The following is a 21,872-nucleotide window of genomic DNA, read 5'->3' on the forward strand; positions in this document are numbered from 1 at the left end:
CTAACCGCCGGACCGCATGCCGTATGCGGGGAATCAGGCGACGACGCCGCTGGCGCCGAGCAGGTTGCCGATGGCGAAGGTGGCGATCAGGGCCAAGGCGCCGCCCACCACCACGCGGACGGCGGCCTTCATTTTCGACCCTCCGCCGATCCAGGCTCCCAGGGCACCTGTTGCCGCGAGTGCCACGAGCACCGCCGCGAAGGTCAGGGGAACCCGGATGTTTTCCGGCGGCAGCAGGATTGCCAGCATGGGCAGGACCGCTCCGACCAGGAAGGCAATTGCCGACGCGAAAGCGGCATGCCACGGGCTGACGATATCGGTTTCGTCAATGTGCAGCTCGGCGGACAGGTGGGCGCCCAGGGCGTCGTGGGCCGTGAGTTCCTTGGCGACGGTGCGGGCGGTCGCAGGGCTGAGACCCTTGCCCTGGTAAATGGCGGCGAGCTCCTCGAGCTCCTCTTCGGGCTGCTCCGCCAGCTCGCGCCTTTCCTTTTCGATAAGTGCCTGCTGGCTGTCCTTCTGGCTGCTGACGGACACGTACTCGCCCAGCGCCATGGAAATCGCGCCGCCCACCACGCCCGCCGCGCCGGCGACCAGGATGGGGCCGGAATCGGTGGTGACGCCGGCGACGCCCACCACGATCGCCGCTACGGAAACAATGCCGTCGTTGGCGCCGAGCACGCCGGCGCGTAGCCAGTTCAGCCGGTGGGCGATGTCGTTGTGGTGCGGTTCGTTCTCATGCTGCGTTGCTACTCGGGCGCTGTCCATGCGTATAGCAAACCACTGGTGTGCTTGCCATGCCAGTAATACGGGACTAAGGAAGGTAAGGCACGCTTTTGCCGGGCGCGGGTTACCCGGCGTCCGGCGGCGCTTGCGAAGCCCCCGGCGTGGTGGAGGCCGGGGCGGCGCTGTCCTGCGCCAGATCGGGAAGCTGTGCGGTGTCCAGCACGATGCCCGGCAGGGGTCCGGCGTCGGCGCCCCATTGCGCTGCGCGGTTGGCGGCGGCCAGCAAGCCGGAAATGGCCCATTGCCGGGTGCTGCCGTCGCTTAACGCCACCAGGTCCCCGTACACCGGAAGGGTTCCTGCTTCGAGACTGCCCAGGCCGGCCGCCGGCGATTCAAGGAACAGCGGGCTGAGCGTGTAGCCGGCCTCGCGCGGCGGAATGTCCGCGCACCGGGCCCTGCTGAGGTCCTCCGCTTCGGCGAGGACCGATTCATGCCGGGCGAGCAGCTGTGACGCCAGGCCGGCGGCAGCGCCTTCGAGGCGGGCCAGGGCCACCTGGTAGCCGTAGACCGTCTCAGCCTCGGTCTTGACCGTCATTGCCAGGGCGGATGCCGGCGTCGCCGCCCCCGCGGCCGGACCGGACGCGGCCGGAGCCGGCGGGCATGAACTTTCGCCGGCGGCCGGAGATGCGCCCGGAGAAGCAGCGGCCATAGACGCAGGGACTGGAGAAGCATCCGACGGAGATGCGGCCGGCTGCGATGCAGCGGCCGCCGCTGCAGGTGGCGATGACGGTACGGAAAGCGTGGGGAGTTCCGGGGCGGCTGCCCCCACGCCGGTCGCCAGCGAGGACGCCTGAAGAACCTGCGCGGTACCGACGGCGGCAAGCAGACGCGCCATCCCGCCGTCGGACGCTTCCGCGTCCCTGAGACGCTGGCTGCCGCTGGCGGACAAGGAGGCCACAAGCCCGGCGGGGGAGTCCGGCCCCGAGGGTTCCCCTGTCACGGGCGCGGAGGCGGAACCAGCTGCCGTGCCGGACGCGGTGGCGGAGGCGGGCGCGGAGGTGGCACCTGTGGCCGCGGGCGACGGTTCCTGGCCGGGCGCGGCCAAGGCCCTCGCCTGGGTTGTCAGCAAAGTCACAGTGCGCAGGAGCGCCTGGCGCTCGGCACCGGAAACGGAATCGGCAAGCCGGCTGCCGGCCGCGCGCAACTGCATCGTTTCGGCCAGGGCTGAGGTCCGCGCACGCTCGGAAAACGGGGGTTCCGGCGCCTCGGGCGGCGGCCCGGGTATCAGCGCCAGCCCCAGGCTGATGACCAGCACTGCCAGTGACGCCAGGATGCCGTACCGGAAATAGCGGCCCGGCCGTCGTTTTTCCTTGGTGTCGTCTTTCACAACAGACCATGTTGTCATGTCCGGCAGCAGGCGAGTGCACCATGGCGCCCATAAAATCGCTACGCTAGTACACACAACATCATCTAGCGGGAGGCGGCCGGCATCGTGAGTAATGTAGAAGCCACGACTTCATCAGACCGGACCGGGACGGGCAAGGCTGAAGCCGAGTCCGTGCATAATCCGGAGGCCGAGCGCGTCCGGACGCTGCTGGAACCCACGGTCCAAGCACACCGGCTGTACCTGGAGGACGTGTCCATTCACGTCGCCGGGGCAAACCGGGTGGTCCACGTGGTGGTGGACCTGCCGCAGGAAGAGACGGGCGGAGTAAGCCTTGACGTCATTGCGGAGATCTCCAAGGAGCTCTCCGGCATCCTGGACGGCGATCCCAGCTATGACAGCCGCCCGTACGACCTCGAGGTGTCATCGCCCGGTGTCGGACGGCCCCTGACTGAGCCGCGCCACTGGCACCGCGCCCGCGGCCGGATGGTCAAGGTGAATGTCATCCAGGGCGAGAACCTCACCGGCAGGATCCAGTCCGTTGACGACGACGGCGTGACCCTGATTCCGGAGATCGCGGCCAAAAAGGGGATGAAGCCCAAGCAGGGCGCGCCCGAAAAGATTCCTTTCGACAGGATCCGCAACGGAAAAGTCGAGATAGAGTTCAGCCACCTCGATGAGGTCGGTCTGGAAGATGAAAACAATGGACCTTCTGAGGAGGCCTGATGGATATTGACATGAGCGCACTGAGACTTCTGGAGCGTGAGCGTGAAATCCCGCTGGACCTCCTGATCCCGACCATCGAGCAGGCACTGCTGGTGGCTTACCACAAGTCTCCGGGAGCCTTCGAAAAGGCCCGCGCAGAGCTGGACCGCAAGAGCGGCCACGTAACCATCTGGGCCACTGAAATCGACGACGACGGCGCCCCCATCGGCGAGTTCGAGGACACCCCGGCCGGGTTCGGCCGCATCGCTGCCAGCACAGCACGGCAGATCATCCTCCAGCGCCTGCGCGACGCTGAGGACGACAACGTCCTGGGCCAGTTCAAGGGCCGCGAGGGCGAACTGGTGGCCGGCACCATCCAGCAGGGCAACAACCCGCACATGATCCAGGTGAACCTTGGAACGGTGGAGGCGCTGCTGCCCCCGCCCGAGCAGGTACCCGGCGAGAAATACATCCACGGCAACCGGCTCCGCGCCTTCGTGATCGACGTGCACCGCGGCACCAAGGGCCCGTCCATCACGCTGTCCCGCTCGCACCCCGGCCTGGTCCGGAAGCTCTTCGAACTGGAAGTTCCGGAGATCGCCGACCGCTCGGTGGAGATCGTGGCGCTGGCCCGCGAAGCCGGACACCGCACCAAGATCGCCGTCAAGGCCAACATCCCCGGCATCAACGCCAAGGGTGCCTGCATCGGTGAGATGGGTTCACGCGTCCGGGCCGTCATGACCGAGCTCAACGACGAAAAGATCGACATCGTCGATTTCAGTGAGGACCCGGCCACGTTCATCGCCAGCGCCTTGTCGCCGTCGAGGGTGAATTCCGTCACCATCACGGATGAGGCAACCCGCTCCGCACGTGTGGTTGTGCCGGACTACCAGCTGTCGCTTGCCATCGGCAAGGAGGGCCAGAACGCCCGCCTGGCCGCCAAGCTCACGGGCTGGCGGATCGACATCGTCTCCGACGCCGCAGTTCCGCGCGAAAACTAAACCGCCTTGGCGGACGGCCCCTCGGGCAACCCCCTGGCTGGTCCGGCCCGGTTTCCACCCGTCGTTTCGGGGCCGGGGCACCTGAGGGGCTAGAATAGACATTGACCGCGCCTCATGGCCGGTATTCGTGCGCCTTGAGCGTGCCCGCAGAATCTGCGTTCGTTACGGACCCGGAACCTGCAGGCGGGTTCGGGGCAGCAGATTTGTAGGGGCAGGAAGATACTCACCGTGGCGCTAGTGCAACACCTTGAGGATCAGCCGCAACGCACCTGCATCGGATGCCGCAAGAAGGGCCCGCGGTCTGAGTTACTCCGGCTCGTCGCCGAAGGCAACGGTTCCACCGTTGTCGTGGTGGACGAACGACGCCGGATGGCTGGCCGGGGTGCATGGCTGCACCCCAGCGAAACGTGCCTGGCGCTGGCAATCAAGCGGCGTGCGTTCGGACGTGCCCTCCCGGGCACCACCGGAACCGCCGCCGTCGAACGCCGGATAACGGCAGGCACGCAAGCCGTGGACACTCCGGTGGCCGCAGCAACAACCGTCCAACCTGAAAGCGGGTCAGAAAACTGATGGAAACCCGATGAGTTCCCAGCGATGAGTGCGCAACGATGACAACTTTGTTGCGCTCTGCAATGGGCCTTTCAGCTGCTATCGCGGCGAAGGTCCGCAGTAAGAAGTAGACGGTTCGTGCCTGGCTCGGTGCGGACCGAGACAGGAGAAATGTGGCCAAGGTCCGCGTACATGAGCTCGCTAAAGAGCTCGGTATTACTTCCAAAGATGCAGTAACCAAACTGCAGGAACTGGGCGAATTCGTTCGCTCTGCCTCTTCCACCATTGAGGCCCCCGTTGTGAGGAAACTCCGCAACGCCTACCCCGCCGCCGGCGCTTCGAAGTCCGAAGCTCCCGCAGCAGCGCCCAAGGCGCCCGCCAGCCCCTCAGCTTCCCGTCCGGCTCCCGCGCCGGGCCCGGCAGCCCCCAAGGCTCCGGAACCCAAGGCTGAAGCTCCCGCTGCGGCACCCGCTCCGTCGGCGCCCGCCCCGGCAGCAGCACCTGCTCCCGCGGCCCCCGCTGCGGCAGCTGCGCCGTCGGCCCCGGCTCCGGCCGCATCGTCCACCGGTGCAAAGCCCGGCGCACGCCCGGCACCGAAGGCTGAAGCTCCGGCTGCCCCGTCCCGCTCCGGCGGACAGGGTTCGGCACCCCGCCCGGGCGGCCCCCGCCCCGGCAACAACCCCTTCGCCACGTCCCAGGGCATGCCCCGGGGCCGCGGCGGCGACAACGAACGTCCCCCGCGTCCGGGCAATAACCCGTTCGCGCCTTCACAGGGCATGCCCCGTCCGGGCGGAAGCCGCACCGAAGGCGAACGCCCCGGCGGCCCGCGTCCCGCGGCCGGCGCCGGCGGTCCCCGTCCGGGCGCTCCGCGTCCCGGCGGCACCCAGGGTGCACGTCCCGGCGCTCCGCGTCCGGCCGGCGCTCCCGGCGCACGCCCGGGTGCAGGCGGCGGAAACCGTCCCACTCCGGGCATGATGCCCAACCGCACCGAACGTCCCGCACCCGCTGGTGCAGGCCGTCCCGGCGGCGGAGGCCGCGGTCCCGGACGCCCCGGTGGCGCACCGGGTACCGGTGGCGCTCCCGGCGCCGGTGGCGGTGCTCCGGCCGGCGGTGGCTTCGGCAAGGGTGGCCGCGGTCGCGGTGGCACCCAGGGTGCCTTCGGCAAGGGCGGCGCAGGCCGCGGCAAGCAGCGCAAGTCGAAGCGCGCCAAGCGTCAGGAACTCGAGCAGATGAGTGCTCCGTCGCTGGGTGGCGTAAGCGTGCCCCGCGGCGACGGCAACACCGTTGTGCGGCTCCGTCGCGGCTCGTCCATCACGGACTTTGCCGACAAGATCGAGGCGAACCCCGCTGCACTGGTGACCGTGCTCTTCCACCTCGGCGAAATGGCCACGGCCACGCAGTCGCTGGATGAAGAGACCTTCGCCCTGCTCGGCGAGGAGCTTGGCTACAAGCTCCAGGTTGTGTCCCCGGAGGACGAGGAGCGCGAGCTGCTCTCCGGTTTCGACATCGACTTCGACGCAGAGCTGGAAGCCGAAGGCGACGAGGAACTCGAGGCACGTCCTCCTGTTGTCACCGTTATGGGTCACGTTGACCACGGTAAGACCCGCCTGCTGGATGCCATCCGTAACTCCGACGTTGTCGCGGGCGAACACGGCGGCATCACGCAGCACATCGGTGCTTACCAGATCACCACCGCGCACGAAGGCGTCGACCGCAAGATCACCTTCATCGATACTCCGGGCCACGAGGCGTTCACCGCCATGCGTGCCCGTGGTGCGAAGGTCACCGACATCGCCATCCTGGTGGTCGCAGCGGACGACGGCGTGATGCCGCAGACCGTTGAGGCCCTCAACCACGCACAGGCGGCCAACGTGCCGATCGTCGTGGCTGTGAACAAGATCGACAAGGAAGGCGCCAACCCGGACAAGGTCCGCGGCCAGCTGACCGAGTACGGACTGGTTCCGGAAGAATACGGTGGCGACACCATGTTCGTGGAGGTCTCTGCCCGCCAGAACCTCAACATCGACGAGCTGCTCGAGGCCGTCCTGCTCACCGCAGACGCCGCCCTGGACATGCGCGCCAACCCGAACAAGGACGCCCGCGGTATTGCGATCGAAGCCAACCTGGATAAGGGCCGCGGTGCGGTTGCCACCGTCCTGGTCCAGTCCGGTACCTTGCATGTCGGCGACACCATCGTGGCAGGCACGGCCCATGGCCGCGTCCGTGCGATGTTCGACGACGACGGCAGCGTCCTGACCGAGGCCGGCCCGTCCCGCCCCGTGCAGGTGCTGGGTCTGTCCAACGTCCCGCGCGCCGGCGACACCTTCTTCGTGACCGCTGACGAGCGCACCGCCCGCCAGATCGCCGAGAAGCGTGAAGCAGCAGACCGCAACGCCGCCCTGGCCAAGCGCCGCAAGCGCATCAGCCTGGAAGACTTCGACCAGGCCGTCGCCGAAGGCAAGATCGACACCCTCAACCTCATCCTCAAGGGTGACGTGTCCGGTGCCGTGGAAGCCCTCGAAGACGCGCTGCTCAAGATCGACGTCGGCGAAGGTGTCCAGCTCCGCGTTATCCACCGCGGTGTCGGTGCGATCACGCAGAACGACGTCAACCTGGCAACGGTCGACAGCGCCGTTATTATCGGCTTCAACGTCAAGCCCGCCGAGCGTGTTGCCGAACTGGCAGACCGCGAAGGCGTGGACATGCGCTTCTACTCCGTCATCTACGCAGCAATCGATGACATTGAGATGGCCCTCAAGGGCATGCTCAAGCCGGAGTACGAAGAAGTCCAGCTTGGCACCGCCGAGGTCCGCGAAGTGTTCCGTTCCTCCAAGTTCGGCAACATCGCCGGTTCCATCGTTCGCTCGGGTGTTATCCGACGCAACACGAAGGCCCGCATCAGCCGCGACGGCAAGATCATCGGCGACAACCTCACCGTTGAGACGCTCAAGCGCTTCAAGGACGACGCCACCGAGGTCCGCACGGACTTCGAGTGTGGTATCGGTCTTGGCTCGTACAACGACATCAACGAGGGCGACATCATCGAGACCTTCGAGATGCGCGAGAAGCCGCGCGTCTAAGTTGGTTGAGCTATAACAGAGGTGCGGGGCCGTTGGATTTTTTCCGGCGGCCCCGCCCCTTCGCTGGGTGGCCACCGTCTTACGACGTCGGCCACCCAGCTTCGGCAGGCCCGATGCCACTCCCAGGCCGCCGGAAAAAATCCAACGGGAGTCCGTCGTAGACTCGCCTTAGGCGCGTGGCAATTAACCAAACGTGTGTACGGAACTCGCTATCGCGCCGTCGTACATCCAAATATTTAGGAGTGGAAATGGCTGATCCGGCACGCGCTGCCAAGTTGGCGCAGCGGATTAAGGTTGTTGTTGCAGAGGCTTTGGGCCGGAAGGTCAAGGATCCGCGGCTTGAAGGCATCACTGTTACGGATGCCCGGGTGACCAATGATCTGCAGCACGCCACGATCTACTACACCGTGTTCGGGGACCAGGTGGTCCAGGCCGATGCTGCCAAGGGCCTGGAGAAGGCCAAGGGCGTCCTCCGGCAGGAAGTCGGCCGCAACATCACCGTCCGGCTGACTCCCACCCTCGAGTTTGTGGCCGACCAGATTCCGGTCAACGCCTCCAACCTCGAAGAACTGCTCCGCGCCGCCAAGAAGCGCGACGCTGAGGTGGCCGCCCTGGCTGCCGGCGCCAAGCACGCCGGCGACGCCGATCCGTACAAGAGCGACGTTCCCGAGGACGTGGAAATCGACGAGGACGACTTCGACGAAGAGGATGAAGACCTCATCGACGACGAAGAACTTGACGAAGACGGCAACAAGTAAAACGACGTACTCCGAGTGTGGCCGGAACCGCCAAGGGTCCGGCCACACTGGTGTTTAAGGCGCTGCCTCAGCGGCGGGAGTGCCCCTTAAGGTCCACGGACACCAGTTTGCCGTCCGGGGCCTGGTTTTCTGCCGGGAGGGCATCGGTTGTGGCGTACAGCGTTGAACCCCTCAGGGCAACGTCCGCCGTCAGCTTGCCGGCCAGGACCGTCCGCTGACTGTCCTTGCCGTCTATCCTGAGCACGCCCTCACCGAACAGGGACGCGACGTAAACGTCACCGTCGTCGTCCAGCGCCAGTCCGGTGGGGGACATGACCTCATCAGCGAAAAGCCTGACCCGGCCGTTGTCCGGGTTGACCCGGTATACGGCGCCGCGGGCCCCCAGCGCGGGGTTCTCCGGTCCGCCCGGGAGCACAGACACGTACAGCCAGCCGTCCGGTCCGACGGCGACGTCCGTAGGAACGGGTTCAAAGTTATAGGTGAGGCCCACAACGCAGCCGGGGAGATTCAGCGTAGAGGCCACGTCGGCAGTGATGACGAAGGGGCGCGGCGGCAGGACAGCCAGTGTTTCAGTGTCTCCGGAGTCGGCGTCGACAGTTACGATGCTGTTGGCTCCGGCATCGGCCACATACACGGTGTCACCGGAGAGGGCGATGCCGTACGGGTGGGAGTCAACAGTCCCGGTGTACGTGGCCGGCACGTCAGGCGGTAGCTGCGCCGCGCACCCCTCCGGCAGGTCCTCGAAGCCGTACGTCACGTCGCCGTCAGCATTTTCTTCGTTCTCCAACGCTGCCAAGTCGCCAAAAGTCTTCTGTGTTCCGTCGGCAGCGATGGTCCTGACATGACCGGCCAGCGGGCGGGGATCCATGGGGCCGGCCCCCTGGCTCTCGACGAAGTAGATGGTGGCCCGGCGCTGGGCGCTGCCGGCGACGTCCCATTCCGCATCGGAATACAGGACTGTCTTGGTGCCGTCCGAAGCCACCCGGGTCAGGCGGCTGGCGAATTCCTCGCTCACAATCACCGAGCCGTCACGGCCCGTACTGACGTGCAGGGGACCCACGAGCCCGCCGGCAACGGTGACAGGCTCGGTCTTCGGCGGCGGGGCGGCGACCGCAGGGCCGGATGACAGGAAGACCGCGGCGGTGACAGCAGCCGCGGCAAGCGAAACGTGCTTTCTCATGGTGGTCTCCAAATGGACAATGACGATTACCAGGATTCATTGAGACCACGGATTCGGCTGGCGGAAGACACCGCCGCCCCCACTGCGCATATTCTATTTCTTCGCCTCCGGCCACGTCGATGGCAGCGGCAAACCGGGGCGTCCCGGTTCCCGGGAAAGCCGGGCGTACTGGCTATGATCGGAGCATGGACGCCGCACCCTCAGCCGCTGATATCCAGGAGTTCCTGGGTCAGGCCATCAACCTTGCCGTTCAGAATGTGGCCGACGGCGGTGGCCCCTTCGGGGCGCTGGTGGTCACCGCGGACGGGACCCGCCATTTTGGCGTCAACAGGGTAACGCGGGACAACGACCCCACCGCGCATGCAGAGGTTGTGGCCATTCGGACGGCGGCGGCGGGATCAGCCAATTTCGATCTCAGCGGTTCCGTGCTCTATGCAAGCTGTGAGCCGTGTCCGTTGTGCCTGGCCGCCGCGTTGTGGGCGCGGATCGACCGCGTGTACTTTGCCGCGGACAGGCACGGCGCTGCGGCCGCCGGGTTCGACGACGCCCTGTTCTACGAATATTTTGAGGGCACCCGGCCGGAACTGATGCCGGTCAGCCAAACCGATGTCACGACGTCGAACGTCCCGTTCGAAGCATGGCGCGACAACCCGGACCGCACCGAATACTGACCCTCGCTCCGGAAAGCCGGGCCGGCCGGGGCCGGCGGGACCTTCGACTCTATCCGGCTCCGGCCCGCAGGCGTCCGATTAACCCATGACTTCAGGTGCGACTGGAAAGCAGCGCGGGGCAGTGGGGCCAAGGCTCATCAGGTGCCCCGGCTGCGGGAAGACAAACAGGATTCCAGCAGCTGCTCCCGGCCGTCCCCGCTGCGGAAACTGCAGCCACGACCTGCCATGGATCGTCGACGCCGGAGACTCGGACTTTAAACGCATCGCAGAAGAATCAACCGTGCCTGCCCTGATCGACTTCTGGGCGGAATGGTGCGGCCCCTGCCGCATGGTCAGCCCGGTCCTGGACCAGCTGGCGACCGAAAAAGCGGGACGGATCAAACTGGTCAAGGTGGACGTGGACCATGCTCCAGGGCTATCAGCGAGGTTTGCGGTCCAGGCGATCCCCACGCTGATGGTGATCGTCGGCGGAATGGTGATTGCCCGGCAGGCGGGGGCCGCCCCGGCGGCGACCCTGCGGACGTGGCTGGAACATGCGCTTTCCTCCACCATGAGCTAACCAACCCAGGCTGCGTCCGGGGGAGTGTCCCGCACACAGGCACCGTTCGGCATTCGGAGGAAGAGATGACAGAAATACTGCGCTACGAAGTCGGATCCGGCGTGGTCCTGGTGGAAGCAGAGGAGAGCAGCTTCGGCGTGGAACACCCCTCGCGAGACGACCGGGGGATCCAGGACACCGGGCGCAGGCTCGAAGATGCACTCGCTGCCGTGCGTCCGGCCGCCAAGGCAGCAGCGGAAGTCCTGGGGGATCTTGCGCCGGAACACCTGGAACTTCAGTTCGGCGTGAAATTGGCCGGCGCGGCAGGGGCCATCATCGCCCGGAACGTTACTGAGGCCCACTTCATCGTCAAGATGTCATGGTCGCCCGAGCAGCCGCCACCGGAGGAAGAGATCGTGCCCTAGCGGCACCGCCTTTGCTAGCTTCGGGCCCGGTGCTAGCTTCGGGCCCGGTGCTAGCTTCGGGCCCGGCGGCCGCCGCGCACGCCCAGGCCGCCGAGAAGCGGTGATCCCATGCCCAGCAGGAAACCGAAGTCATACCAGTTACCGGCCCGTGCATTGTTGTAGAAGGGGAACTCAGCCCAAGCGCCGAACACGTGCGCGATGAGCACGATCCACGCCGTAATGCCGTTCCAGAAGCCCCACAGCAGGTCCTGCCACCACATGATGTTCCTTTCCGGTGCCGCCCCTGTGGACAGGTTAGGGCCCGGCAGGCTTCTGCACTAGGGACTCTGTGCCCCACTTGAACGTTGTTCCATTGAGTCCAGGTGGGCTTCGGCCGCGGGAGTTGCGGCGTCCAGCCGGCGATGTGCGGCGTCAGGCCCGGGAGGGCAGGCGGCCCAGGCCCTCCACGAGTTCAGACTGGGCACCGCAGAGCGCAATCCGGATCCAGCCTTCGCCGATTGACCCGAAAGCCGTGCCTGGCGCGAAGGAAACCCCGGCGTCCGCCAGGAACGTACGGACCCAGGACCGCACATCGCCGCCGCTGACGTGGGAAACATCCGCCCAGAGGTAGAACGCCCCCTGCGCCGACAGGAACGGAATGCCTTTGGACGCCAGCACAGCCGACGCCGCGTCCCGGTTGGCCCGGTAATGGGCGTGCGCGTGGCTGACGTAATCCTGCGGTCCTGTCAGCGCGGCGATCGCAGCGTACTGGGACGGCGAAGCGACGCAGGAAACGATCGACTCCATCACGTTGTTCATCTTCCGCTCCAGTCCGGGCGGGCAGATCAATGCCCCGATCCGGAGCCCCGTCAGTCCGTACGTCTTGGACAGGGTCAGCGAAGTGAAGACCCTGGCTTCCCCGGGGATATCGCTATCGAACCGGGCCGGGCTGACATGCGGCACGTCGTACGTGAAGGCCTCGTAGCACTCGTCGGAGATGATCCAGAGGTCATGGCGCCGCGCCAGGTCCACGAGGCCGCGGGTTACGTCGCCGCCCAGTACCGCACCCAGCGGATTGGATGGTGAATTCAGGATCAGCACCCTGGTCCGCGGCGTGATGAGGGCCTCAATGTCCTCGATCCTTGGCTGGAAATCATGCTCCGGGTACAGCGGGTACCTTACGGGAACTGCGTGCAGCAGCTGGCTGGTCATCCCAAACGTGGGGTAGCCCGGGTTGGGAATCAGGATTTCGTCGCCGGGGGAGAGCAGGAGGCTCATGGCGAAATGCAGGCCCTGCTGGGCGCCGTCCACAACATAGACCCGCTCGGCCCCGACGTCAACGCCATTGTGCTCGCGGAACCTGGCTGCGAAGGCTTCGCGAAGGGCAGGGATCCCGGCATTCGGCGTGTAGTTGGTTTCGTCGCGGTCCAGGCATGCCATGCCGGCTTCGAGGACATGGCGGGGGAGCTCAAAGCCTGGTTCGCCGATGCTCAACACAATGGCACCGGGGGTGCCCCACGCGGCTTCGGTGATCTCACGGATCTGGTTGACGGGGAAGTCGTGGATGTGTGCGGCAAGCTCGGGCATGTCTGCCATCCTAACCGCCCGCCGTCGGACCCCCGCGGTGGCACCGCCCGCCGTCGGACCCCCGCGGTGGCACCGCCCGCCGTCGGACGAAAAGTAGAGCCGCAGGCGCGGATATACTGGGAGGCGTGCTTTCTGGACTGGTAATAGTGGACAAGCCGCAGGGATGGACCAGCCACGATGTGGTTGGACGGATGCGGCGGCTGGCCGGCACCCGGAAAGTGGGGCATGCCGGCACGCTGGATCCCATGGCCACCGGTGTCCTCGTGCTCGGCATTAACAAGGCCACCCGCCTGCTGACGTACATCGTCGGAACATCCAAGACGTACACCGCCACCATCCGCCTCGGTGAATCGACCGTGACGGACGACGCCGAGGGCGAGGTGGTCAGCAGCCAGTCTGCCGCTGCAGTCACCGAGGAAGCCATCAGGGCCGGCGTCGCAGCACTCACCGGCGACATCCAGCAGGTCCCCAGCAGCGTTAGCGCCATCAAGGTCAATGGCGAACGGGCCTATGCCCGCGTCCGGTCCGGCGAAGACGTGAAGCTTGCCGCACGGCCGGTCACCATCCACCGTTTCGATGTCCACGCGGTCCGCCCTGAGCGTGACGGGGCAGTCCTGGACGTGGATGTCACCGTGGAATGCTCCTCCGGCACGTATATCCGTGCCCTGGCGCGCGACCTTGGTGAAGCCCTCGGGACCGGGGGCCACCTCACGGCGCTTCGAAGGACCCAGGTTGGGCCCTACACCCTTGACCAGGCCCGGACGCTGGAGCAGCTGGCCGAGGAACTGGAAGTGCTGGAGATGTCCCAGGCGGCGCGGGCGCTCATGCCGAACCGTGAGCTCAGCCAGGATGAAGCCACTGAAATCTCCTTCGGCCGGCGCATAGCCGCAGGCGCGGGCGCCGGAACACCGGAAGCTGCCACCGCAGACAATCCTGCCGCGGCCTTTGCGCCTGACGGCTCGCTGGTGGCCCTGCTGGCGGATGCCGGCGGCTACGCGAAACCCGTGCTGGTCTTTGCCCCGAGCAACGAACAGCCGGCCACATAGCGTGGACGCGTACTTCTACATCATTCTTGCCGTCGGGCTGCTTTCCACGATCATCTGCGCCGTGGCCGGGATCATGAAGAAAGCCCCGAACGACGCCACTATCCTGTCAGTGGCCGCCGTCGAACTGGCGCTCCTGGTTTACCTGGTGGGCTCGATCGTCCGCGTTTCCTCGGGAGAACAGATAGCCGGGGAACCGTGGGAGTTCTGGGGCTACCTGATCACTGCCCTGATCCTGCCGGTTGGCGCCGTTTACTGGTCCATCCTGGAGCGCACCCGGTGGAGCAACTTTGTCCTGGCTGCCGTGGGCGTCACCGCCCTGGTGATGGCCGCACGCATGAACCAGATCTGGTACTGAGTGGAAGAAGCACACGACGTGACTCCGCAAACCCCCGTCAACAAGACCGACAATGCGACCGCAAACGCCCGTTCCGCGGACACCCGGAATACCGGGCCCGGACGGCTGCTGATCGCGGTATACGCAGTTTTCGCGATCTCCGCCACTGCCCGGGCCGGCTACCAGATTCTCACCAAGTTCTCCGAAGCGCCGCTTGCGTACCTGCTCTCAGCGTTCGCGGCTTTGGTTTACGTCGTAGCCACGATCTCCCTGGCGAAGCCCGGCAGGACCTGGTTCAAGGTGTCCGTGGCTGCCGTCCTGGTGGAACTCGTAGGCGTGGTGGTGGTCGGGGCCCTGAGTATCGTCGACTCCGTCAGCTTCCCGCATGAGACTGTCTGGTCCCTCTTCGGCCGCGGCTATGCTTTCATCCCGCTTCTGCTTCCCATCCTCGGACTCGTCTGGCTGTACAGGCGGCGCCCCGCACCAAGGGCATAGTCGTTCTGACTCGGCGGGCCTAAACTGTCGGACCCCTACGGCAGAGTTATCTCATGGAAGTCATGGGGGAACTTGCAGCAGGAGGGGCGTTGCGGTGGGCCAAGCTGCCCGCCGCTGCTGCCGCTTCTGCGGCCGTGCGCAGCCGCGGCCTGCGGAGCGTCCCCGAAGTAATCCAACGCCCCGAGTCCTTAGCGTCCGACGGCGGGGGTTCCGGTGATCTGGCCGGGTGCCTTGCGCTGCTGGTGTCTTTGAGTTCGACGGCGGTTGCCGACGCTGCGGTGATGCGCTTCCGTGAGGCTGCTGACTTCGCGGCCGAAGTCGAGGAGATTTCCCGGACCCTTGAATATCTACAGATGGTTGCTGCCGGGGCTGTGGACCGGGCGCGGCGGGAGGCTTCCGCTGCTGCGCGCTCGGGTGCGGGCTCTGCTGCCGGCTGGACGACCGGGTGGGGCAACGAGGCTGCGGCGGAGGGGCCGATTGGCTGGGCTACCGGGACCGGAGGCTGGGTCACCGGGACCGCGGCCGGCGAAACGGGGACCACGGACAGCGAAACGGCGACCGCGACCAGTGCAACGGCGACCGGCCGGGAGGCTGTCAGCAGCCCGGCGGATGATGTCGGCGCGGGCGCGGGCGCGGGCGCGGGTCGGGCCGCCACCGACCGGCCAGGACACAATGATCCGGATCCGGCGGATGACGGGTGCCGGAACACCATCGAGTTCCTGCGGGCGCGGTTGCGGATCGGTGCCGCGGAAGCCCGCCGCCGCCTCGCCCTGGCCGAGGCAGTGCTGCCACGCACCGGGATCACCGGCCACGCCGAACCTCCGGAGCGGCCTGTGCTGGCCGCCGCGGTGGCGTCCGGGTCGGTGGGCTCCCGTTCCGCGACCATCATCACCCTCGCCCTGGACCGGGTCCGGCACCACGCCCCCGAAGACACCATGGCCAAGATGGAACACACCCTGACCCGCACAGCCGCGCAGAACGACACCGATTTCGTCGCCCGCGTCGCCCGGCAACTGGCTGACGCGATCGACCAGGACGGCACAGAACCCTCCGAGGAAGAACTCCGGCACCGGCAAGGCGCGTTCATCCGGAAACCCCGTCGCGGACTGCACCACCTGGAAATCTTCGCCACCCAGGACCAGTACGAACCCCTCCTGACCGTGATGAACATCGCCACCAACCCCCGCACCCGCGCCGGAATGGCTGAAGGCAACGACGGAACCGTTAATGGCGGTGATCTGGACCTGCGGACCCGGCCCCAGCAACTCCTGGACGGGCTCGTCGGCGCCGCCAAAACAGCCCTTGCCACCGGAAACCTCCCCGCTGCGGGTGGGCTGCGGCCTCAGGTCATGGTCACTATCGACTACCGCGACCTCCTCGAACGACTCGAACACGCCAGCGACCGCGCCAGTGATGGACCAGGCGGCGCCCCCGGCACCGGCACCCTAGGCTCCCGAGGCCTCCCCGGCACCGCATCTTTCACCTTCACGGGGCCGGTCACTGCGTCCACCGTCCGGAAGATCGCGTGCGACGCTGACATCATCCCGGTCCTGCTCGGCAGCCAGGGCCGCATCCTGGATATCGGCCGGACCACACGGATCTTCCCGCCCCACATCCGCAAAGCCATCACCGCACGGGACCAGGGCTGCGCCTTCCCAAACTGCACCATCCCCGCACCCTGGTGCGAAGCCCACCACATCACCTACTGGTCACACGGCGGAACCACCAGCACGGAAAACGGCACGCTGCTCTGCTCCCATCACCACCACCTGATCCACAAGGAACAGTGGCAGATCCAGGTCAAAACGGGCATCCCGTGGTTCATCCCGCCACCCCACATCGACCCACGCCAACAACCCCAACGAAACAACTACTTCAGACTCGAGTGACGCTGCCCTTGGTCTACCGGCGTGTCCTCGTGAAACGTGGTCCCACCAGACTGAATTCCGGCGGCCGGTCCGGCGGCCTCACGGCTGGCGGAAGAGAGCGAACTTCCTGAGCGGTCCGGCTTGAAGTCCGAGCTCGCGGTTCGCCAGAGCCTGCTGGAACCCAGTCCGAACGGGCTGATTCGGCTGAGTGCTATCGTTTCAAATCGCGGTGCGCCAGAGTTCGGGGGAGGCCGTACCGGCGAACAGACAGGGGAGCAGATCATGAAACCCATCCCGGTAAACCCGTCCCGTGTCCTCTTTTACGGAGTCACGGGCAGCGGCAAGTCCTCGGCGGCCCGCGCGTACGCGGCAGCGTCGGGGCTGCCCGAGTTTTCAGCAGACGACGACATTGGCTGGCTTCCCGGCTGGCAACAGCGCAGCGTCGAGCAGCAACGGCAGCTCGCGGGCGAAGTCGCGGCCCGCGAGCGCTGGGTCCTGGACAGCGCCTATGGTGTCTGGCGCGACATCGTTGTACCCCGGGCGGAACTGGTTGTCGCGTTGGATTATCCCCGTTGGCTGTCCCTGGCCAGGCTCGTGCGCCGATCGCTGCGACGAGTGATTACCAGGCAGCCCGTCTGCAATGGAAACGTTGAAACGCTCGCGAGGCTATGTGCGAGGGATTCGATCTTCTACTGGCACTTCAACTCATTCGCTAGGAAGAAACGTGTTTTCAAGGAATGGCAGGCCAGCCCGGACATGCCGCCCGTGATGGCGTTTCGCAGGCCCCGGGACCTCGACGACTGGCTGGCGGGCGTCGCAACCGCCGCTTCAGGTCCCGGAGATGCTGCTGAAGGTGACGGCCGCCCGCACCGCTAGGAGCTCGACTCAGGACTGCTACTTTTTGCCGAAGAGTCCGCCCAACAGTCCGCCGAGGCCGCCGCCGTCGTTCTTTTTCTCGTCTGGGCGGTCCTGGGAGCCGTTACCGGCGCCGTCGCCGGGAAGATCGACGTCGACCACCTCGCCTGGTACGGGCGCACCGCCCTGCGGAATCGGCTGACCGAGTGGTCCGGTGGGGGGTTGCGGCGCCCTTTCGGTCCTGGGCTCCGGGACGACCGCATCGCGGGACTGCTGGCCCCCCTGCGGGCCCCCTCCCAAAATGCCGCCGAGGATGTCTCCCAGACCTCCCTGGGCGCCCGCACCGCCTTGTGAACCGCCACCAAGAATGCCACCCAGGATGCTGCCGAGGTCGATGCCGCCGGGGCCGCCGGCCGCGTCGCCCGCTGCTCCGCCTCCCGCCTGTGCATTCCGTCCGCCGAGAATTTTGTTGGCGAGGTAGGACATCACGATGGGCGCCAGAATTGGGAGAAGCTTCCGGACGAGGTCGCCGCCCACGCCGCCCAGGTTGGCAGTGCCCGCGAGCTGGTTTGCCACCTGGTCCTGTTGCCCGCCGAAAACATGGCTGACAATCTTCTCGCCGTCGGCTGTATCCACCTGGGCGGCGTCCACGCCGCCGTCCACGAGCCCGTTCTGGTGTTGGGCCAGCGCTGATTCAAGGGACGCTGCTCCATCGGGCGCCTGCGCATTGCTCTGCATGCCGGCGAGGAGGGTGGGCACCGCAGCTTCGACGGCGGCCCGGGCGGTCTCCCTGTCCGTGCCCAGAAGACCGGCAATCTGGTCAACGGGTACCTGGTCCAAGGTCTCGCGGATGTCTGTCATAGCGCTCTCCTTCAGCCCGGCGCGGGGCCGCGGGCATCGTTGGCTTCGGCGCGCAGCTGCGCCGCCGGGTGCTGCCCTTGCATCCTAGTCGGGGACACAGACCCGCGGAAGGGCGGGGGTCGGGGCCGGCCGCGGCGTCGGTTGCGGCGGGCAATTGCGGGTAATCTTAGAGAGTTCCGGGGGCCGGCGGCTCTCCGGACGAGTCAATGGCAGGCAGTAAAAGGCGAGGTTGATGGTCCACATCTGGAACGATCCGTCCGAGGTCCCCGCGGACTTCGGCCCTACCGTTGTCACGTTTGGCAATTTCGACGGCGTACACCGCGGGCACCAGCAGGTGCTTTCCCAGCTCATCCGCACAGCGCGACTCAATGGTGCGCGTGCTGTAGCGGTGACGTTCGATCCCCACCCGGCGCAGGTACACCGGCCTGAGTCCGCCCCCGAGCTCATCATGGGCCTCGAGGACAAGCTCGTCGCCCTCGGGGAGCTGGGCCTGGATGCCGTCCTGGTGATGAAGTACTCCCTTGAGCTTGCCAGTCTGACGCCGGAAGAATTCGTGGCCGGGATCCTCGTCGGCAGCCTCAAAGCCAGCCACGTGGTGATCGGCCATGACGCACGCTTTGGCCGCGGCAACTCCGGCGACCTGTCCACCATGCAGGAGCTGGGGGAGAAGTTCGGCTTTGCCGTGCAGGTCATCAGCGAGTTCGGTTCCGAAGGTTTCCCCATCCACGACGACGGCGGCACTGACCGCCGGTGTTCGTCCACCTGGGTTCGGGAGTCCTTGCGGGACGGCGACGTCAGCACGGCCGCTGCCGTGCTGGGCAGGCCGCACCGGATGCGCGGTGAGGTGGTCCACGGCGCCGCCCGCGGCCGCGCCCTCGGATTCCCCACCGCCAACCTGGCCTCCGAAGCCAGCGGCTACATCCCGGCTGACGGCATCTACGCCGGCTGGCTCGTGGACCAGGCCGGCACCAGATGGCCGGCGGCCATCTCCGTGGGCTCCAACCCCACGTTCGACGGGGTCAGCAGGCAGGTTGAGGCGCACGTTATTGACCGCCCGGAAGAACCGGTTGAAAACTTCGATCTGTACGGCCAGACAGTAGTTGTGGAGTTCGTGGCGCGGCTGCGGGGCATGGTGGCGTACCGTGGGCCGGAGGCGCTCGTTGAACAGATGCGCCTGGACGTCGTCCAGGCCCACGACATCCTGTTCCGGCGCTGACCCCAGCCACTGGCAAGGAAGGCGCCGCTGTGTCCGTTGAGAAGAACACGAGGAAACTGGAAAAGGACATCGTCCGGGATTTCAGTTCACGGATGAGCTACGCGTCGTACCTGCAACTACCCACGCTGCTCAGCGCGCAGCAACCCGTCAGTGATCCTGAACACCACGACGAACTGCTCTTCATCATCCAGCACCAGACCACCGAGCTGTGGCTGAAGCTGGTCCTCCACGAGCTGCGCAGCGCCGCGGCATGGCTCCGCAGCGACGACCTTGGCTCCGCCTTGAAAGCAATTGCGCGCGTCAAGCACATCCAGAAAACCCTGACCGAGCAATGGTCGGTGCTGGCCACCCTGACACCCACCGAGTATTCCCAGTTCCGTGGCTTCCTGGGCAACTCGTCCGGGTTCCAGTCCAGCCAGTACCGGGCGGTGGAATTCGTCCTCGGCAACAAGAACCGCAAGATGCTTCCGGTGTTCGAATCCGATCCTGAGGCGTACCAGCAACTGAGCAACGTCCTCGAAGCGCCCAGCATTTACGACGAATTCCTCGCCTACCTCGACCGGCAGGGCTTCGATATCCCGGCATCCCTGCTGGAACGCGACGTTACCAAGGCGCACCAGTTCTGCCGCGAACTGGTGCCGGTGTTCAAGCACATCTACGAAAACGCGTCCGACAACTGGGGTGCCTACGAGGCGTGCGAGGAACTGGTGGACCTGGAAGACAACTTCCAGCTGTGGCGGTTCCGGCACCTGCGGACGGTGCAGCGGACCATCGGCATGAAGGCCGGCACCGGAGGATCCAGCGGCGCCGCGTTCCTGCAGAAGGCCTTGGAACTGACGTTCTTCCCCGAACTTTTCGCCGTCCGAACGGAGATTGGCCAGTGACCACGGTTCAAGAGACTCAAGACGCCCTGCGGCAGCGCGCCGTCGGACTTGACGCCGCAGACCCGCTGGCGGGCTACCGCGACCAGTTCATCGGAACGGACACCGATCTGTCCTACCTCGACGGGAACTCCCTGGGCCGTCCGCTCAAGCTGACCGCCACGGACATCAACAGCTTCATTCACCACAGCTGGGGAGGCCGGCTGATCCGCGGCTGGGATGAGGAATGGCTCCGGCTGCCGGAAACCATCGGCGACCAGCTGGGCAGGGCGGTGCTCGGTGCCGCGCCAGGGCAGACGATCATCGCCGACTCCACCACGGTTGTCCTCTACAAACTGATCCGCGCCGCCCTCGCCGCCGTCAAGGACCCCGCCAGGACCGAAATAGTGCTGGACACGGACAACTTTCCCACGGACCGTTACCTCCTCGAAGGCATCGCCCGGGAAGAAGGGCTGACGCTGCGCTGGATCGAGGCCGATCCCAACGCCGGGGTGACCGTCGAGCAGGTGCGCGAGGCGGTTGGATCGGCCACCGCCGTCGTGGTCCTCAGCCAGATCGCCTACCGCTCCGGCTATCTCGCCGACCTGCCGGCGATCACTGAGGCAGTGCACGACGCCGGTGCGCTGGTGGTGTGGGACCTGTGCCATTCCGCCGGCTCGGTGGAAATCGCACTGGATGCCGCAGGCGTCGACTTCGCCGCGGGCTGCACCTACAAATACCTCAACGGGGGGCCGGGCTCGCCGGCCTTCGCCTACATCAACTCCCGGCACCTCCCGGGGCTGAGCCAGCCGATCTGGGGCTGGATGGGCCGCAAGGACGCGTTCGAAATGGCGGCCGGCTACGAACCGGCTCCCGGGATCCGCGGCTTCCTCAGCGGAACGCCGGCAATTTTCGGGATGATCGCCATGCAGGGCACGCTGGACCTGATCGAAGAAGCCGGCATGTCGGCACTCCGGGAAAAATCACGGAAGCTCACGGCATTCGCGCTCGAGCTCCATGATGCCTGGCTTGCCCCGGCGGGCGTCCTGCTGGCAACGCCGCGGGATCCGGAGCGCCGGGGGAGCCATATCACCGTGGACCATCCGGACTTCCGGGAGATGACGGCCCAGCTCTGGGAGCAGGATGTCATCCCGGATTTCAGGGCACCGCACGGGATCCGGATCGGGCTCTCGCCGCTCAGCACCTCATTTATGGAGGTTTACCGCGGCGTCGCCGCTGTCCGCGACCTCCTGGCACGCCACTAGCCGGCCGGCCCACAGCAGCCAGGTTGCACCGCGTGTTTCGACAAGATTGCAGCCGGGCCGGTAAACTAAACGTTGGATCCGGCTGCAGTCCGTGGCGGCTGGCTCTTGTTATGTGCAGGAATTCCCGAATTAGCGGGGATCTCAGGCGCAGGCACACCCGGCAGTGAGTTACTGATTCGGGCCTCACGGCACATCTCTAGGAGTTATTGTGGCACTTGACGCCGCTGTAAAGCAGTCCATCATCAAGGATTTCGCAACGTCCGAAGGCGACACCGGTTCACCGGAGGTCCAGGTTGCAGTCCTCACTCAGCGGATCAAGGATCTCACTGAGCACATGAAGGAGCACAAGCACGACTTCCACACCCAGCGCGGTCTGCTGGCCATGGTTGGTCGTCGCAAGCGCATGCTCACCTACCTGAAGAACACTGACATCAACCGCTACCGTGCGCTCATCGAGCGCCTCGGCCTGCGCCGCTAGTCAGACCCGAGGGG

Annotated in this window: 23 protein-coding genes; 17 read left to right on the forward strand and 6 right to left on the reverse strand. The window is 66.3% G+C overall.

What is annotated here, in order from left to right; genetic code table 11:
* Window positions 1-33: 33 nt before the first annotated feature.
* On the reverse strand, window positions 34-765 hold the full coding sequence (locus AC1MDG_RS07155) for a VIT1/CCC1 transporter family protein (protein ID WP_479808366.1): 732 nt from the start codon (window positions 763-765) through the stop codon (window positions 34-36).
* Window positions 766-847: 82 nt separating this feature from the next.
* A complete protein-coding gene (locus tag AC1MDG_RS07160; protein WP_479808367.1) occupies window positions 848-2,128 on the reverse strand; it encodes a ferritin-like domain-containing protein in 1,281 nt (426 codons plus the stop codon).
* 87 nt (window positions 2,129-2,215) lie between these two features.
* On the opposite strand from AC1MDG_RS07160, the gene rimP reads away from it, so the two are divergent.
* The 5 genes from rimP to rbfA all read left to right on the forward strand — a co-directional run bounded on the left by rimP (window position 2,216) and on the right by rbfA (window position 8,200).
* Window positions 2,216-2,833, forward strand: a complete 618-nt coding sequence (gene rimP, locus AC1MDG_RS07165; protein WP_043480085.1) for a ribosome maturation factor RimP — start codon at window positions 2,216-2,218, stop codon at window positions 2,831-2,833.
* A complete protein-coding gene (gene nusA / locus AC1MDG_RS07170; RefSeq protein WP_043480087.1) occupies window positions 2,833-3,813 on the forward strand; it encodes a transcription termination factor NusA in 981 nt (326 codons plus the stop codon). Before rimP ends, nusA begins: the two co-directional genes overlap by 1 nt.
* A gap of 228 nt (window positions 3,814-4,041) precedes the next feature.
* Window positions 4,042-4,383: a YlxR family protein gene (locus tag AC1MDG_RS07175; RefSeq protein ID WP_200890971.1), complete on the forward strand. Its 342-nt coding sequence runs from the start codon at window positions 4,042-4,044 to the stop codon at window positions 4,381-4,383.
* A 152-nt stretch (window positions 4,384-4,535) separates the two neighbouring features.
* Entirely contained in the window at window positions 4,536-7,442 is a 2,907-nt protein-coding gene (gene infB, locus AC1MDG_RS07180; RefSeq protein ID WP_479808368.1) for a translation initiation factor IF-2, read from the forward strand.
* Between the two features lie 248 nt (window positions 7,443-7,690).
* Entirely contained in the window at window positions 7,691-8,200 is a 510-nt protein-coding gene (gene rbfA, locus AC1MDG_RS07185) for a 30S ribosome-binding factor RbfA (RefSeq protein WP_479808369.1), read from the forward strand.
* A gap of 67 nt (window positions 8,201-8,267) precedes the next feature.
* Here rbfA and AC1MDG_RS07190 read toward each other — a convergent pair whose 3' ends face one another.
* Window positions 8,268-9,380 (reverse strand): ScyD/ScyE family protein, encoded by a 1,113-nt coding sequence (locus tag AC1MDG_RS07190; RefSeq protein ID WP_479808370.1) that lies wholly within the window; start codon window positions 9,378-9,380, stop codon window positions 8,268-8,270.
* A gap of 185 nt (window positions 9,381-9,565) precedes the next feature.
* Between AC1MDG_RS07190 and AC1MDG_RS07195 the strand changes: the two genes are divergently transcribed.
* From AC1MDG_RS07195 to AC1MDG_RS07205, 3 genes are all read left to right on the forward strand, one after another.
* Window positions 9,566-10,051 carry a nucleoside deaminase gene (locus tag AC1MDG_RS07195; protein ID WP_479808371.1) on the forward strand — a complete coding sequence of 162 codons (486 nt, stop codon included), beginning with the start codon at window positions 9,566-9,568 and terminating at the stop codon, window positions 10,049-10,051.
* Window positions 10,052-10,136: 85 nt separating this feature from the next.
* Window positions 10,137-10,610, forward strand: a complete 474-nt coding sequence (gene trxA, locus AC1MDG_RS07200; RefSeq protein WP_043480095.1) for a thioredoxin — start codon at window positions 10,137-10,139, stop codon at window positions 10,608-10,610.
* 65 nt (window positions 10,611-10,675) lie between these two features.
* Window positions 10,676-11,014, forward strand: a complete 339-nt coding sequence (locus AC1MDG_RS07205) for a CU044_2847 family protein (RefSeq protein WP_043480098.1) — start codon at window positions 10,676-10,678, stop codon at window positions 11,012-11,014.
* A 50-nt stretch (window positions 11,015-11,064) separates the two neighbouring features.
* Here the strand turns inward: AC1MDG_RS07205 and AC1MDG_RS07210 are convergent, their stop codons facing one another.
* Together AC1MDG_RS07210 and AC1MDG_RS07215 are read right to left on the reverse strand one after the other, a co-directional pair.
* A complete protein-coding gene (locus AC1MDG_RS07210; RefSeq protein ID WP_043480100.1) occupies window positions 11,065-11,274 on the reverse strand; it encodes a hypothetical protein in 210 nt (69 codons plus the stop codon).
* A gap of 151 nt (window positions 11,275-11,425) precedes the next feature.
* Window positions 11,426-12,580, reverse strand: a complete 1,155-nt coding sequence (locus AC1MDG_RS07215; RefSeq protein WP_479808372.1) for a pyridoxal phosphate-dependent aminotransferase — start codon at window positions 12,578-12,580, stop codon at window positions 11,426-11,428.
* Window positions 12,581-12,705: 125 nt separating this feature from the next.
* Between AC1MDG_RS07215 and truB the strand changes: the two genes are divergently transcribed.
* From truB to AC1MDG_RS07240, 5 genes are all read left to right on the forward strand, one after another.
* Window positions 12,706-13,626 carry a tRNA pseudouridine(55) synthase TruB gene (gene truB, locus AC1MDG_RS07220; RefSeq protein ID WP_479808373.1) on the forward strand — a complete coding sequence of 307 codons (921 nt, stop codon included), beginning with the start codon at window positions 12,706-12,708 and terminating at the stop codon, window positions 13,624-13,626.
* Window position 13,627: 1 nt separating this feature from the next.
* Window positions 13,628-13,981 carry a hypothetical protein gene (locus AC1MDG_RS07225; RefSeq protein WP_043480105.1) on the forward strand — a complete coding sequence of 118 codons (354 nt, stop codon included), beginning with the start codon at window positions 13,628-13,630 and terminating at the stop codon, window positions 13,979-13,981.
* A gap of 18 nt (window positions 13,982-13,999) precedes the next feature.
* Window positions 14,000-14,455 (forward strand): hypothetical protein, encoded by a 456-nt coding sequence (locus AC1MDG_RS07230; protein ID WP_479808374.1) that lies wholly within the window; start codon window positions 14,000-14,002, stop codon window positions 14,453-14,455.
* A gap of 53 nt (window positions 14,456-14,508) precedes the next feature.
* Window positions 14,509-16,344 (forward strand): HNH endonuclease signature motif containing protein, encoded by a 1,836-nt coding sequence (locus AC1MDG_RS07235; protein ID WP_479808375.1) that lies wholly within the window; start codon window positions 14,509-14,511, stop codon window positions 16,342-16,344.
* Between the two features lie 261 nt (window positions 16,345-16,605).
* Window positions 16,606-17,199: a P-loop NTPase family protein gene (locus AC1MDG_RS07240; RefSeq protein ID WP_479808376.1), complete on the forward strand. Its 594-nt coding sequence runs from the start codon at window positions 16,606-16,608 to the stop codon at window positions 17,197-17,199.
* An 18-nt stretch (window positions 17,200-17,217) separates the two neighbouring features.
* Here the strand turns inward: AC1MDG_RS07240 and AC1MDG_RS07245 are convergent, their stop codons facing one another.
* The gene (locus AC1MDG_RS07245; protein ID WP_479808377.1) at window positions 17,218-18,039 is read right to left on the reverse strand and encodes a DUF937 domain-containing protein; all 822 of its coding nucleotides are present in this window, start codon (window positions 18,037-18,039) and stop codon (window positions 17,218-17,220) included.
* A 232-nt stretch (window positions 18,040-18,271) separates the two neighbouring features.
* On the opposite strand from AC1MDG_RS07245, the gene AC1MDG_RS07250 reads away from it, so the two are divergent.
* From AC1MDG_RS07250 to rpsO, 4 genes are all read left to right on the forward strand, one after another.
* Complete coding sequence (locus tag AC1MDG_RS07250; RefSeq protein WP_479808378.1) at window positions 18,272-19,255, forward strand: bifunctional riboflavin kinase/FAD synthetase; 984 nt, start codon at window positions 18,272-18,274, stop codon at window positions 19,253-19,255.
* 29 nt (window positions 19,256-19,284) lie between these two features.
* Entirely contained in the window at window positions 19,285-20,139 is an 855-nt protein-coding gene (gene kynA, locus AC1MDG_RS07255) for a tryptophan 2,3-dioxygenase (protein WP_479808379.1), read from the forward strand.
* Window positions 20,136-21,380, forward strand: a complete 1,245-nt coding sequence (gene kynU, locus AC1MDG_RS07260; protein ID WP_479808380.1) for a kynureninase — start codon at window positions 20,136-20,138, stop codon at window positions 21,378-21,380. Before kynA ends, kynU begins: the two co-directional genes overlap by 4 nt.
* Before the next feature lie 208 nt (window positions 21,381-21,588).
* Window positions 21,589-21,858 (forward strand): 30S ribosomal protein S15, encoded by a 270-nt coding sequence (gene rpsO, locus AC1MDG_RS07265; protein WP_011691294.1) that lies wholly within the window; start codon window positions 21,589-21,591, stop codon window positions 21,856-21,858.
* Window positions 21,859-21,872: the final 14 nt, after the last annotated feature.

This window comes from Arthrobacter sp. AIWTK1, from assembly GCF_056680535.1.